Annotated in this window: 12 protein-coding genes; 4 read left to right on the top strand and 8 right to left on the bottom strand. The window is 60.3% G+C overall.

Annotation, left to right across the window (positions count from 1 at the left end; genetic code table 11):
• Window positions 1–643: 643 nt before the first annotated feature.
• Entirely contained in the window at window positions 644–1783 is a 1140-nt protein-coding gene (locus WG29040_RS24085) for a metallophosphoesterase (RefSeq protein WP_127197083.1), read from the bottom strand.
• Window positions 1784–2062: 279 nt separating this feature from the next.
• On the opposite strand from WG29040_RS24085, the gene WG29040_RS24090 reads away from it, so the two are divergent.
• The gene (locus WG29040_RS24090; protein WP_003444870.1) at window positions 2063–3121 is read left to right on the top strand and encodes an aromatic ring-hydroxylating dioxygenase subunit alpha; all 1059 of its coding nucleotides are present in this window, start codon (window positions 2063–2065) and stop codon (window positions 3119–3121) included.
• A gap of 59 nt (window positions 3122–3180) precedes the next feature.
• Window positions 3181–4131: a PDR/VanB family oxidoreductase gene (locus WG29040_RS24095; RefSeq protein ID WP_127197084.1), complete on the top strand. Its 951-nt coding sequence runs from the start codon at window positions 3181–3183 to the stop codon at window positions 4129–4131.
• 2 nt (window positions 4132–4133) lie between these two features.
• Here WG29040_RS24095 and WG29040_RS24100 read toward each other — a convergent pair whose 3' ends face one another.
• The 3 genes from WG29040_RS24100 to WG29040_RS24110 form a co-directional block, all read right to left on the bottom strand.
• Window positions 4134–4847, bottom strand: a complete 714-nt coding sequence (locus tag WG29040_RS24100) for a GntR family transcriptional regulator (protein WP_003444865.1) — start codon at window positions 4845–4847, stop codon at window positions 4134–4136.
• Window positions 4848–4979: 132 nt separating this feature from the next.
• On the bottom strand, window positions 4980–6206 hold the full coding sequence (locus WG29040_RS24105; protein ID WP_127197085.1) for an OprD family porin: 1227 nt from the start codon (window positions 6204–6206) through the stop codon (window positions 4980–4982).
• Between the two features lie 159 nt (window positions 6207–6365).
• Window positions 6366–7697, bottom strand: a complete 1332-nt coding sequence (locus tag WG29040_RS24110) for an MFS transporter (protein ID WP_003444860.1) — start codon at window positions 7695–7697, stop codon at window positions 6366–6368.
• Window positions 7698–8295: 598 nt separating this feature from the next.
• Between WG29040_RS24110 and WG29040_RS24115 the strand changes: the two genes are divergently transcribed.
• Window positions 8296–9537 carry an MFS transporter gene (locus WG29040_RS24115; protein WP_003444859.1) on the top strand — a complete coding sequence of 414 codons (1242 nt, stop codon included), beginning with the start codon at window positions 8296–8298 and terminating at the stop codon, window positions 9535–9537.
• Here WG29040_RS24115 and WG29040_RS24120 read toward each other — a convergent pair.
• Genes WG29040_RS24120 through WG29040_RS24135 form a run of 4 tightly spaced genes read right to left on the bottom strand, consistent with a single transcriptional unit; the run spans window position 9455 to window position 13014 of the window.
• Window positions 9455–10324 carry a sugar phosphate isomerase/epimerase gene (locus WG29040_RS24120; RefSeq protein WP_127197086.1) on the bottom strand — a complete coding sequence of 290 codons (870 nt, stop codon included), beginning with the start codon at window positions 10322–10324 and terminating at the stop codon, window positions 9455–9457. The genes WG29040_RS24115 and WG29040_RS24120 overlap by 83 nt on opposite strands.
• A gap of 1 nt (window position 10325) precedes the next feature.
• Window positions 10326–11567 carry an NAD(P)/FAD-dependent oxidoreductase gene (locus tag WG29040_RS24125; RefSeq protein ID WP_127197087.1) on the bottom strand — a complete coding sequence of 414 codons (1242 nt, stop codon included), beginning with the start codon at window positions 11565–11567 and terminating at the stop codon, window positions 10326–10328.
• A gap of 17 nt (window positions 11568–11584) precedes the next feature.
• Entirely contained in the window at window positions 11585–11905 is a 321-nt protein-coding gene (locus WG29040_RS24130; RefSeq protein WP_003444856.1) for a MocE family 2Fe-2S type ferredoxin, read from the bottom strand.
• A gap of 29 nt (window positions 11906–11934) precedes the next feature.
• Window positions 11935–13014, bottom strand: a complete 1080-nt coding sequence (locus WG29040_RS24135; protein ID WP_003444855.1) for a fatty acid desaturase family protein — start codon at window positions 13012–13014, stop codon at window positions 11935–11937.
• A gap of 153 nt (window positions 13015–13167) precedes the next feature.
• Between WG29040_RS24135 and WG29040_RS24140 the strand changes: the two genes are divergently transcribed.
• Entirely contained in the window at window positions 13168–14211 is a 1044-nt protein-coding gene (locus WG29040_RS24140; protein WP_127197088.1) for a LacI family DNA-binding transcriptional regulator, read from the top strand.
• Window positions 14212–14524: the final 313 nt, after the last annotated feature.

Below are 14524 nucleotides of genomic sequence, written 5' to 3' on the forward strand. Positions count from 1 at the left end.
TTGCCCCAGCGTACGGCCTTCGCTGCGCTCAGGTTCCCTCGCTCCGGTCCCGCTCCGTGGCCACGCCGTGACGGGCCATCCATGGCCCAACACGGCTCTCCCGGCATCCATGCCGGGAGGACCACTACGCAGAACCTCCTCTCAGCCTCCCGAAGGGGCCAGTAGATCAAGATCAAAAACAAATCAAAAGCAGATCAAAAGCAGATCAAAAACGCCCATGAAGGCGCTGTTTTGTTTTTAAAGGCGATGTCCCTGCCGCCACTCGATAGTCGGTGCAATGCAAACGCCCATCACAGGAGGCCGAACGCAGGTGCTGCTGTGGGGGTGGCGAGGCAGGACGCCGAGCCAGCCGTGCCGGGCCATGGATGGCCCGTCACGGCGTGCCCCCACAACAGCGCCGGAGTGAGGGCACCGGGCGAGCCTGGGCGAGCTCGGCCGTATGGTAGGGCGCAGACCTTTTGGTTCTTTTTGGGATGGTCCGACACTCGGCGTTTGCCAAAAGGGACTCGCCGTAAGGGCGAAATCTATATTTCAGTTAAACGCCTGTAATGGATATGTACCCGGTAGATCTATAGATCCCACCGCGTACATATCCGTTTGATGTATCACGGCTCTCTACGAGTTTCCCTGCGCTCAGGTCCCCTCACTCCGGCTGCACCTTCGGTGCACGCAATACGATCTCGGTGATTTCCGATGGCCGCCCCAGTCGAACCGGGAAACCATTCCACAAACCCGTGCCGTTACTCACATACAACTGCATGCCGGCCACTGCATACAGCCCCGAGACGAAGCCTTCGTTAGCCCACTTCGCAATCAGATGCGGACCCAGTATTTGCCCGCCATGGGTGTGCCCCGACAGTTGCAGGTCAACGCCCTGCCCCGCGTTGACCAGTGCACCGCCCGGGCGATGGCTGAGCAATATGACCGGATCACCCGCCGGAGCGCCTTTGAGGGCCTTGATGATGTCCGGCTCCGGCAACTTGAACGGTTGCGCCGCTTTGTCGGTGACCCCGGCCAGTACCAGATCGCGCCCGTTATGGGTGATCAGCACATGCTCGTTGAGCAGCATATGCAAACCGAGATGCTCAAAGGCCGGCAGCCAGTGCACGTAGTCGACGTAGTACTCGTGGTTACCCGGGATGGCAAACACACCATAACGTGCCCACAGATCCTTGAGCGGCTGTACGTCGTCGACCCTGGCCCGGGGCGAACCGTCCACCAGGTCGCCGGTGATCAGGATCAGGTCCGGTTTCAGTGCATTGGTTTTGTTCACCACGGCCTGGAGCCAGGGAGCCTGCAACAACCGGCTGGCATGCAGGTCGGTGAGCTGCACAATGCGCAACCCGTCGAGCTCTGCAGGCAGACGTGGCAAAACGATCTCCATGGTTTTGACGTCCGGCACACGAATCGCCTGCCACACACCCACAGCCGACAGGCCCGTGCTGATCAGGCCAAGGGCAATCCCCAGGCGACTGCCGCCCAGCAAGACCCGCCCGGTTCTACCCCGCAGGGCCCAGACCACAATGCCCACCAGATCCCGGATCAACAGCAGCAGCGCCAGCAGTATCAGGCTGGCAAATGCCCACCCCAACACCACAAGCACCTGACCCGGCACCTCGGGGGACGCCATGCTGCCAAAGAAGGTACGGGTGACAAGGTGGTGCTCGGCGATCAACAGCAGCAGAACACCCAGCCCGATCTTGCCCGCCCGGCCCACGGAGAGCGGCCGGACAAAGCGCCAGATCACATAAAGAGCAATGATCGCGGTGATGAAATGAAACATGTTTCCCCCTGCCATAAGCCTGTACGTCTGACTCGCGCACTCTGGCGCAGGAGAGACCGATTTGCACGCGAGCCTGACAACCCGGTCGCAGCAGTGCAAACGGCAATGCTTACAGAATGTATCCAAGGCCTGAATATCGTCCAATGGATCCATTAAAGCCCAACACTCCAATTAACCGTTCGATAATCGGCTATTAATGCCAAACAACATTGACCACATAGGCACAGCCGATTACTAATGGATCCATAAAATCAATAACACCTGATTTGGAGATTGGTCATGTACCCAAAAAACACTTGGTACGTCGCGTGCACCCCAGATGAAATTGCCGACAAACCCCTGGGTCGGCAGATTTGCGGTGAAAAAATCGTCTTCTATCGCGCCCAGGAAAACCGGGTCGCCGCGGTCGAGGACTTTTGCCCCCATCGCGGCGCTCCGCTGTCTTTGGGCTATGTCGATAACGGCAATCTGGTATGTGGCTATCACGGCCTGGTCATGGGCTGCGACGGCAAGACCGTGGAGATGCCAGGGCAGCGGGTTCGCGGTTTTCCGTGCAACAAAACCTACGCCGCGGTTGAGCGCTATGGCTTTATCTGGGTCTGGCCCGGCGACCAGGACCTGGCCGACCCCGCACTGATCCATCATCTGGAATGGGCGGTTAGCGATGAATGGGCCTACGGCGGCGGGCTGTTTCATATCAATTGCGATTATCGCCTGATGATCGACAACCTGATGGACCTGACTCACGAGACCTACGTCCACGCTTCCAGCATCGGCCAGAAAGAAATCGACGAAGTTGCCCCGACCACCACCGTCGAAGGCCACGAGGTGGTCACTGCGCGGCACATGGAAAACATCATGCCCCCGCCCTTCTGGCGCATGGCATTGCGCGGTAATAACCTGGCCGACGACGTGCTGGTGGATCGCTGGCAGATCTGCCGCTTTTCACCGCCCAGCCATGTCTTGATTGAAGTGGGCGTGGCCCATGCGGGCAAAGGCGGCTATCACGCAGCCCCCGAGTTCAAGGCGTCGAGCATCGTGGTCGACTTCATCACCCCCGAAACCGAAACCTCGATCTGGTACTTCTGGGGCATGGCGCGCAATTTCAACCCCCAGGACCAGGCCCTCACCGATACGATCCGCGAAGGTCAGGGGCAGATCTTCAGCGAAGACCTGGAGATGCTCGAGCGCCAGCAACAAAACCTGCTGGACCATCCACACCGCGCCCTGCTCAAACTCAATATCGACTCGGGCGGTGTGCAGTCACGCCGGGTACTGGAGCGCATCATCGCCAGCGAACGCTCCCCCGAACCGCAACTGATCGCCAGCGCACAGTAACAACCCGCGCACGGCAGCCGCTGCCGTGCCAGCCTCCCCCATAAGAACAAGGAACCGGCATGATTGATGTGGTGGTGATTTCACGCAAAAACGAAGCGCAGGACATCTGCAGCTATGAGCTGGCCAGTATCGATGACTGCGCCCTGCCCGGGTTCAGCGCCGGCGCACATATTGATGTGCATCTGCCCGGCGGGCTGATCCGTCAGTACTCCCTGTGCAACCATCCCGACGAGCGCCATCGCTATGTGATCGGCGTGCTCAAGGACCCGGCTTCACGGGGCGGCTCGCAAAGCCTGCACGAACAGATCAAGCCCGGCGACCGCCTGCGCATCAGCGAGCCGCGCAATTTGTTCGCACTGACCCACGATGCCCGCCGCAGCCTGCTGTTCGCCGGCGGGATCGGGATTACCCCGATTCTGTGCATGGCCGAGCGCCTGGCCCATAGCGGTGCAGATTTCGAACTGCATTACTGCGCACGCTCCAGTACTCGCGCCGCCTTTGTTGAGCGCCTGCGCAATTCGCCTTTCGCTGACCGGGTGTTTCTGCACTTCGACGAACAGCCCGAAACCGCCCTGAACGCCGTCCGGGTACTGGCCGACCCACAGCTCGACACCCACCTCTATGTATGCGGCCCGGGAGGCTTCATGCAGCACATTCTGGACAGCGCCCGGGCCCAGGGCTGGGAGGAAGCGGCGCTGCACCGCGAGTACTTCGCTGCAGCACCGATGGACAGCAGCAACGACGGCAGTTTTTCCGTCAAGCTGGGCAGCAGCGGCCAGGTATTCGAGATTCCGGCCGACAAAACCGTGGTCCAGGTTCTGGAAAGCCATGGCATCGACATCCCCATGTCTTGCGAACAGGGCGTCTGCGGAACCTGCCTGACCCGTGTACTTGAAGGTGTACCGGATCACCGCGACATGTTCCTCACCGAGCAGGAGCAAGCCTGCAACGATCAGTTCACACCCTGCTGCTCACGCTCGAAATCGCCGCTGCTGGTGCTGGATATCTGAACTCAGTCCGGGCGGTGAATCACTTTCATCCGCTCACTGGCCACCGCCGAGCCAAATATTTCGGCATAGCGCAAAGTTGCGTTGGCGTGTTCGCGCATGATGGCTTCGGCGCGGGCACCCTGGCCACTGACCAGGGCATCGAACACCGAGTGGTGCTGCATGTGCGCGTAGTTGAAACGCCGGTACTCGCGCACCATGTCCTTGCGATCGACCGCCAGCGCGGTCACCGAAGCAAATGGCAAGTGATCATTGCGCGCCAGCGCATCGGCAATCGCCGGGTTATGGCTACCCTCGATGATCACCTGATGAAAACGCATGTTCAGATCGTGATAGATCTCAAGATCGTCCTCGGTCACAAAGCCCTTGTCGAACAGCTCATCGCCTTGCATCAGGCACAGCTCGAGGACTTTGCGCCCTTCGGCCGACAACCCGCGCTCGGCAGTCTGACGGGCCGCCAACCCTTCCAGCACACCGCGCACCTCTACCGCGCCGGCAATATCATCGGCACTCACCGAGCGCACCTGAAAGCCGCGACCGCCAAAACGCACCAGCAAGCCTTCCTGCTCCAGGGTGCGAAACGCCATGCGCACCGGCATCCGGGACACACCGAACAATTCAGCGGTAGGGATTTCCATCAGGCGCTCGCCCGCGGCAAGCTCGCCTGAGGCAATCATTTTGCGCAGTGCGATCAGCACTAATTGACCGGGCTTGCTCATCCAGACAACTTCCAGAAAACAGGGGCGGCCATAGTAACAGGCACATCCAAAAACCCGTAGGAGCGAGCTTGCTCGCGAGCTTTGCGTGATCAAGAGCTCGCGAGCAAGCTCGCTCCTACGGGCCTGTCGAGGTTATATCGACAATGGATAACTCACGATCACCCGGGTCTGGTCAAAGTCGCTGTTGAAGCTGCGCCGGTTGGTGGCATTGTTGATGCGCAGGCCGAGGTTTTTCAGGGTACCGCTCTGAAAGGTGTAACTGACCTCGGTATCACGTTCCCACTCCTTGCCGTTGGTGCCTTGCTTGGTGGTGGCGTTGTCACCATGTCCATAACGAACCATGGCCAGCAACCCCGGCACTCCCAGTGCGGCAAAGTTGTAGTCATAGCGCGCCTGCCAGGAACGTTCGTCGGCATTACTGAAGTTACCGTTGAACATATCGTTGCCCAGGGTACGGCCACTGCTGCCGTACACCGACATCCAGCCGGTGTCGCCACTCACCCGCTGCAAGCCCAGATACAAGGTATGGCCGCCGGTTGCTGCCGAAAACAGGCCATAGGCCGTGTGGCTGCTGACCTTGCCGATGCGGGCACTGCCATCATCCTTGTCAATGAAGTAACCAAGATTGGCCCCCAGCACCCAGTCGCCGACCGGTTGCTTGTGCAGCAGATTGAAATAGCTTTGCTGGTAGATATCTTCCAGCTGCGAATGCCACAGCCCCACCTGGGTGCGCTGCTGATTGAAACGGTACTCGGCACCCACGTAATTGAAGCGGTCGGAGGTTACCCCCGGCGCAGCCCAGGCCGAAAGATCCTGCATATCCGAAGAGTTGCGCAAGCTGACAGATCGGTACTGACCCGCCTGCAACCCCAGCCCTTCGATCTCTTTGGAGACCAGCATGGCACCGCGGAAAGTCTGCGGCAGCAGGCGGCCATCGTCGTAGCGCAACAGCGGAACATCCGGCAGCAGCTCACCGAGCTTCAACTCCGTAGCGGAAAAGCGCGCTTTCGCCGCAACCCCGGCACGGCCGAAATTGTCAGCGGCGCGACCGTCATCGTGTACCGGCAGCAATTCCGAACCGCTGGCCAGCCGGCTGCTGTCCAGCTTGACCCCGAACATGGCTATCCCCTCCAGACCAAAGCCCACCGGCCCCGGGGTGTAGCCCGAGTTGAACTTGAGAATAAAACCCTGCGCCCACTCATCCACCTTGCTTTTAGTGGCGCCCGGATCACGGAAGTCACGGTTGAAATAGTAATTGCGCAGCAGCAAGTCGGTGCTCGCCCCTTCAAAGAAACCCTCTTGCTGCGCCAGCGCCGAGGCGCAAAAGCTCAACGAGAGCAAGCCGGTCATCATCTTCATTATTATTGTTCTCCGATTATCGGGCGCAGCCGCTCCCCGCAGCTGATACAGCCCGCCCGTTTTAATTGTTATTTGAATCTGCAGGAGCGAGCTTGCCTCGCGATCTTTTCAATCGCACAGGGCTCGCGAGACAAGCCCGCTCCTACAGGCGGAACATGATCAGGCCGACGCCAGCACCGGCTGTGCCTGCGCCGACGATGGCTTGAGCAGCAACAGACAGCCCGCCGCGACCACAAATACGATGGCAAACACTCCATACAAGTGCAGCGGCTGCCAGCCGGCATCCAGCAAAAACCCGGCAGCGATTGGCGACACAATGGCGCCGATACGACCGATCCCGATGCCCCAGCCCACCCCCGTCGCCCGTACGGAGGCGTCATACACCACCGGCGACAGTGCATACAGGCCAGCCACACAGCCGTTGGAAAACATCCCGATCAGCAAGCCCAACCCCAGGGCAGCCATCACCGAAGACGCCGAGCCGACAAACAGCACCAGCAAACCGGCGGTAATCAGCATGAACAGCGACAGTACACGGGCCAGCGGCCAGCGCGATGACAAGCCGCCAATCAATGCCGCACCGAAGATGCCGCCAACACTCAGCAGTACGCCCCCGGTAATCCCCTGTTGCGCGGAAAGCCCGGCCGACACCAGCAACTTGGGGGTCCAGCTCATCACAAAGTAGAAACCGAACATCACCAGGAAGAACAACAGCCAGATCACCAGCGTGGTGCGACGCATTGCAGGTGCCAGCAGTGCACCCAGGGCATTGCGGTTGCCGGACGGGCTTGCGACCAGCGGTGGCATTTGACTCAGGGGCGGCTGCCCCAGACGCCGGGCCAGACGGTTGATCCGTTGCAAGGCGGTTGCCGGACGACGCGCCAGCAGAAAATCCAGCGACTCGGGCAGCCACAACAGCACCAGCGGAATTACTGCAAAGGTGACCAGCCCGCCGAATACAAACACCGAGCGCCAGCCCCAATGGGTCAGTAACCAGACTGCCAGCAAGCCACCCAGCGTTGCCCCAAGGGCATACCCGGTGGACTGCAGGCTGACCGCCAAGCCGCGCCAGCGCTTGCTCGCATATTCACTGGCAATCACGTTGCTGCTCGCCAGAATCCCGCCAATCCCGAGCCCGGTGAGACCGCGCAACAAAGCCAGTTGCAGCGGACTCTGACTCATGGCTGAAAGCAGCATGCCGCTGCCCGAGATCACCAGGCACAACAGGATCAAAGGTCGACGACCGATGCGGTCAGCCCAGGGCGCGATAAACAAGGAACCTGCGGCCATACCGAACAAACCGGCACTGAGCAGCAAGCCGATCTGCGCACCGTTGAGTGCCCACTCGGCCGATACCGAAGCCGCTGTGAACGCCATCACCAGCACGTCGAACCCGTCAATCATGTTCAACACAATGCAAATACCGATCGCGAGCAACTGAAAGCGACTCATCGGGCCGTTATCCACGGCGGTTTTCAGCTCCATGGACATGGCTGAGCCTCCCTGTCGCGAAAGACCGGAACCACGCAAAAAACGGTAGTGCACACAGACGTAAAGTCAGCAGAACTCAGGCAGTTCTGCGCCCTGGATAAGCCATTCATGACGAGACCCTTTTTTTGTAGTTTTGATGGGTGACGTTCAGGAGGGGCCCTGCAATCACCTTGCGCTAGTCAACCCGTTAATGGATCCACAGGCAATATGAGGGGACAGTGCAAGGACCGGATATCCTTCAGGGGAGTGGCCTTAATGCGATACATGAATCGATTTTTTCTTTGTTAATCAATAGGTTGAATAAATACAAAGTCTTCACTATTAGCGTGCGATTATCGACCAATCTCCTTGCGCCCGGGGCCGAGGGCGATATTTCCAGGTATTCGGCTATCGGTCCCGAGCCATTGGATCCACTAAACCTCAATCACGGGTTCCATCGCAGCCGCAAAAGACGCTCTCAGGGTTGAAGAAACACGCTTTGTTTAATGCTTCGCGATGTCAGGATCCAAAGGTTTGCAACACGACCTGGTGCTGTTGCCTGCTATTAAGCTTCGACGCTCACGTACAACAAAAACCGAACCCCCGAGGAACCCCCTGAATGCCATCCACTGCATCTGCCGCTGCAACGCCAACCCGGGGTGTGTTCGGTCTTTTCTGCCTGGGCAGTTACCTGTTATCGGTGTCTTACGGCACCACCTTCTTGCTGGCCATGGTGCTCAGCGCGCACGGGGGCAGCGAGTCCGACGCCGGCACGATCATTTCGGTGGCCATGCTCAGCACCTTTGCTGCGGTGATTTTTTCCGGGCACCTGACTGATTTGTTCGGCGCGCCCAAAGCCATTGCCGCCGGCGCATTACTGCTGGCCGCAGCGTGCCTGGGCTTCGCCACGGTCCCGACATTTGGCGCTGCGGTGCTGGTATCCGGTTTGCTGCTGGGCTTTGGCTGGGGGGTGTTTTACACCCTGGGCCCGATCATCGTGGCCATGATGATTGAACCCGCGCGCCGGGTTAAATACTTCGCCCTGCTGTCAGGCAGCATGATGAGCGGGATCGGTAGCGGTCCACTGGTCGGACGCGCTGGCGAGGCAATGGGCTATCCGGTGGAATCGGCGTTTGTGGTGGCTACCGTCGCCAGCCTTCTGGGCGGCCTGGTATTTGTGTTGCTCGGCCCGAAAATAAAACGCCAGAGCGCCACTGTCGGCCCCGTCAGTGTGTGCAAAATCACCCTGCCGGCCGCGCGTCTGGTACTGCGTTCAAAGGCTGTATGGGCGATTGTCATGGTCGGCCTGGGCGGTGCGATCTTCGGCGGGCTCTCGAGTTTTCAAACCTCTTACGCCAGTCTCATGCAGCTGGACTATTCGCTGTTTTTCCTGGGATTCATGGGCGCGGCCATTTCCTGCCGGCTGTTGATCGCAGGCTTTATCGTCAGGCGCGACCCCTACGTGATGGCCTGCATCCTCACGGCCATGATCGTAGCCTCGGTGTTGATGTTCATGTTCTGCGTCAATTCGGCCAGCACTTATTTGTTGGCCGCGATGACCCTGGGTGTGGGTTACGGCCTGACCTACTCGGTGATCAATGGCCAGGCTGCCAATGAAGCGCCCCCCGGGCACACGGCGCAGTCACTGGTGCTGTTCAGCCTGGCTTATTTTGTCGGAGTGTTCGGGTTTCCATGGCTGGCCGGGCACGTGATCGTCAACTACGGCATCCCTGCCCTGCTGTCGATCATTCTGCTGATCGCCCTGTGCAACTGGTCGATTACCCTGGGCCGGTTGCTGTGGCGGCGCCTGTCTCGGAACGCTTGTGGCAGTCCTGCCAAACCTCGCGCATCAACGCCTTGAGCATCAGGGCTTCGTCCCAGCGATCACTGATGTCACGCCCGTCTGCACCGGTGATGGCATAGGGCGGCGGGCCCAGTTCACAGGTGAAGGACAGGCTTGGGGGCGTGTCCGGACGGGCCAGCCAGTCCTCTATCCCGTATTGCCACCAGCCCACAAAGCGCTGCAACCAGGGCTGATGCCGGGCAAAGCTGATGGGCACCTGCACCTGTTCGCTACAGGCGACACGGCCGTGAAAGCCCCAACTGTTTCGCAAAATGGTGTGGATCATGGCGTCGTCCTCGGCGCTGGCCTGCAGCGGCAACTCACGGCCGACCACGTAGTGGGACAAGTCAGCCAGCAACTTGAGGTCGGGCATCTCGGCCAGCAGATCCAGGGTAAAAAACAGGTCATTGGTCAGTCGATAGCGATGGGTTTCCAGCAGCACCGCAAAGTCCACCTGTTCGGCCAGCCGCTGCCAGCCTTCGGCCAGTTTCACCGCCTGAGACAGGCTGCGCGGCCGCACATCGGCCTGTAGCGTCAGGTGATGGCAGCCGTATTGGGTGGCCACGTCCAGTGCGGCCGCCAGATCATCCACCGATTGTGGAAACACCTGACCTTCGATCTGCAGCCCCCGGGCACTGGCGGCGCGGTGCAGGCGTGCAGCAGGTTGGGGCAGCCAAAAGTGATCGGTGACCCCGTCAAACCCGGCGGCCGCTATTTTATCCAGCTGGGCTTCCAGGGGCTGGTCGCATTGGCCGTTGTGATCCTGCATGGCCCAGAGTGACTGAAACACCAGAAATTCACGCATATCAGTTCCTCAACAGTTGTTTGAGCGACACACCGGCATCCATCAGTGCAGGCATCTGAAGCGGTGTACCGCAGGCGATCAGGCGTTCGCAGAGCTTGATATCCCTGGCAATGCTGTTGCCCATGCCCCAGCCGCAAGCACCCAGCAAACGCTGCCCGGCATCGAGGTAGAACAGTACAAAGCCACCGTCTGCCGTGGCCCGGCTGGCGGAGGGCTCAGCGCTGCTGATCTGCCCCGTGGTTTGTAAACCCCAGTCATAGTGGTCGGACCAGAACCCCGGAATGCTGTTGAAGGGCAGCCCGGCGCCCAACAGATTGAGGGCGGCGTGATGGCCCTGGTGCTCGGCATTACGCCAGGTTTCCTGACGCTGGAACTCACCGCCGGGGTGCAGGCGAAATTCACATACATCACCCGCAGCAAAAATATCCGCCGCGCTGCTCTGCAATTGCCCATCGACCCGAATGCCCTGCCCCACATCGAGCCCGGCGGTCCTGGCCAGCTCGACATTGGGTTGCATGCCGATCCCCACTACCAGCAGATCACAGGGCAGGCACTGGCCGTCCACCAGTTGTACCGCCTCGGCCCGCTCGCCGCCCAGCACCGCTTCAATGGCCACGTTCAAGCGCACATCAACACCCCGGGCCCGATGCAAATCCAGCAACACCCCGGACAAGCGCTCGGGCAACACCCGCCCGGCCAGACGCGGCCCGGCTTCAAGCAAGGTCACACTGCAGCCCAGGGACCGCGCCGTCGCGGCCACTTCCAGGCCGATAAAGCCGCCGCCTACAACCACCAGCCGCGAGCCGGGGCGCAATCCGTTGCGCAGGGTCAGAGCTTCATCATGGGTGCGCAAATACAGCACATTGGCCATATGCTCCGGCACGTTGGGCAAGCGCCGTGCCCGTCCACCCGTTGCCAGCAACAACCGCCCGTAGGCCAGCCAGCTGCCATCGGCCAGTTGCAACCCATGCTGCGCCGGTGCCAGCGACAGCACCGGACCGGCCGTCCAGTGCTCAATGTCCAGCTCACCCAGCCGGGTGCTGTCGCACAGGCTGCAACCCGCCAGGTCGGTGGTGCCCTGCAGCAACCCCTTGGACAGCGGTGGCCGTTCATAAGGTGCATGGGCTTCGTCACCGATCAGGATCAACCGCCCGCTGTATCCCTCGCTGCGCAAGGTCAGGGCCGCACGCCCGCCGGCATGGCCGGCGCCGATAATCACCAGTGGAGCATTGACTGTATTCATGGTCTGGCTCCCCGCTCTCAAGTCGGTACGCCAAGATACAAACGACCGGCCTCGACCCGCACCGGATAGGTCTTGAGGTTGACGCACACCGGAGCCCCAAGCGCCTTGCCCGAACGGTAATCAAAACGCCCGTTATGTTTGGGGCACTCGATGACGTGGTCCATCACCAGCCCGTCTGCCAGGTGGATGGACTCATGGGTACACAGCCCGGCAGTGGCGAAAAACTCGCTATCGGCCGACCGGTACACGGCATAAGTGTGCTGGCCGTGGTCAAAACGCATTACATCTTCTTCATCTATGTCGTCCACGCAGCAGACGTCGATCCATTGCTCGCTCATGATCTTCTCTCTTGTAGTTGTGGTCGCGATCAGCCGGGGACAGCCTGGTTTTGCGCTGGCGCAGCAGTGCGCGGCCCTGTGGGACGATCAATGAAATAACCGGGGTCTTTACGCTGTTGCATAACGGTCGGGATGATTTCCTTGAAGGCAGCAAGCAGGTCTGGATACGGCGGCGGACAGTCGTGGCGGATTTCCTCATGCAACTGTGCCAGGGCGTGGTAAGGCACCATCGGGTACATGTGGTGCTCAAGGTGATAGTTCATGTTCATGTAGATAAAGCGCAGCAGCGGGTTCATGTAAATCGTCCGGCAGTTACTGCGGTGATCCAGTACGTCCTCGGCCAGCCCCACATGCTGCGACAGCCCGAACAGGTAGGACAGCCACGCGCCATACAGGCTTGGCAGGCCGATAAACATCAGTGGCAACCAGCTGTGCTGATACAGCGCCAGTCCGATCACCAGGGCGTAAATCACCAGCCAGATCCGCGCCGTGCGCACCACTGCCGGCCATTCAGACTGCGGAATAAAGCTCTGCTCTTCGTCATCCATACGCCCGGCTGCATGGCGCAATACCGAGCGCAGGGTATTGAACCCATGGGGCAGATTGAACAGGCTCAGCGCCATGCGCACCAGACTTGGTGGACGCGGCTCGACGATTTCCGGATCGCGCCCCACCACGATAGTGTCGGTGTGATGACGGGTATGGCTCCAGCGCCTGACATGAGGCTCGAACAGGCACATGAAGCTGGCGACCTGATACACCGCATCGTTCATCCAGCGGGTTTTGAACGCCGTGCCGTGGCCCATTTCATGCCAGCGCGCATTGGAGGCGGTGCCATACAACACCCCGTAGGCAATAAAAAATGGCACACAGGCCCAGGAGCCCCAGAACCAGTAGCCACCGAACCCGGTTGCCAGCAGCGCCAGAATCCACAACGCGGTGTCACGCAGGGCCGGGCCATCGCGACGCTGCATCAATTCCTTGAGGCGCTTGCGGGAGATCGGGCATTGATACCAGCTGGCCGAGACCAGGCCTTTTTCGGCAGCCCTCGCGGCTTCAGGGCCGGTCAATCGATAGTCGCGGTGTTCGGTTGAACTGGAGTGGGACATGGCAGTTTCTCCGCTGGCTTGATTATTGTTCTGGAGAAAATATAAGCAGCCATGCCATGGCCCTCAATGCCTTGAATAGATTCCCTATCAAGCTATCATCGTGGCCCAGTGCAGCTTGATAGTTTTCTATCAAGGCCTTCTTCAAGGCTGACCATGGACAACAATAAACGCCCCACCATCGCCACCGTTGCCGCTCAGGCAGGGCTGAGTGTGGCCACCGTAGACCGGGTGCTCAATGCCCGGGCCCCGGTCAACCCGGACACTGCCGAACAGGTGTTCCATGCCGCCGAAGCAGTCGGTTATTTCGCCGCGCGCCTGATTGGCCAGCGCATCCGCGAGCGCCGCCCCACTTATCGCTTCGGCATTCTGCTACTGGGTACTGCCCAGGCGTTCTACGGCAATCTGGCGGCCGCCATTGGCGAAGCGGCCCGCCGTCAGCTCGAGGCCAACCTGAGCTGCCATTTCGAGTACGTGATCGACCGCAGCCCCGGCGCCATCGTGGCGCAAATCGAGCACATGGCAGTGCAGTACGATGGCCTGGCGGTGGTCAGCTTCACCCATCCGCAGATCAATGCCTGCATTGCCCAGATTCGTGAAGCCGGAGTGCCGGTGATTGCCCTGCTGTCAGACATCCACGAACAGGCGCAGGAGGCCTATGTCGGCGTGGACAATCTCCAGGTGGGCCGCACCATGGGCTGGTTGCTGGCCCATACCTGCAATGCGCGCAAGGGCAGCATCGGCGTATTGCTGGGCGGCCACCGCTTCCAGGGGCATCAGGCGCGGGTCGATGGCTTGCGCAGTTACCTCACAGAGCATGCACCGGGGCTCAAACTGCTCGATCCGCTGATCAATATGGACAACGATGACGTGACCGAAGAAGCGGCCCTGGACCTGCTGGCCCGACATGCCGATTTACGCGGCCTGTGCGTGGTCGGCGGCGGTGGTGACGGCATCATCCGCGCCCTGGCCCAGTTGCCCGCTCGCCCGGGCCTGTGCAGTATCTTGCCGGAGTCCACGCAGCTGTCGCAGCAGGCGCTCAAGCAGGGGTTGATTCGCATAGTGGTGGACTCCCAGCCCGGGCTGATCGCCACGGCGCTGATGGACCTGCTGGTAGAACTGCAAACAGCGCCGCAGTTTGATCCGTTGCGTCACCGCATCCATGTGCCGCTGCAGATCGTTACCAGCGAGAACCTGTGACCCGCCCATCCCGTGCAACGAAACCCAGACAGCTTTGCAGGTGCACCTTGGATGCAATCGTGCAGCTTCTTGTCGCGAAGACACCTACAGCCCTTGCTCATTGTTTCCCTTAAGTCTGCGCTTCTATGTTGCCACTCCGTTTCAGCGAACCAAGGAGTAGCAACCATGTTTGACCCCTCTGGAAATACCCCCGACATCCAGTCCGCCGCCAGCCTGCTCAGCAGCGGCGATGTGTATTCCGGGGCCTACAACTTTATGAGCAGCATCAGTGCCGGCGTCGATCCGCGCACCGGTGCGTTCTCGGCCTCGATCA

Origin of the sequence: Pseudomonas sp. PAMC 29040 (assembly GCF_003994535.1) — a bacterium.
Taxonomy (GTDB): domain Bacteria; phylum Pseudomonadota; class Gammaproteobacteria; order Pseudomonadales; family Pseudomonadaceae; genus Aquipseudomonas; species Aquipseudomonas paraversuta.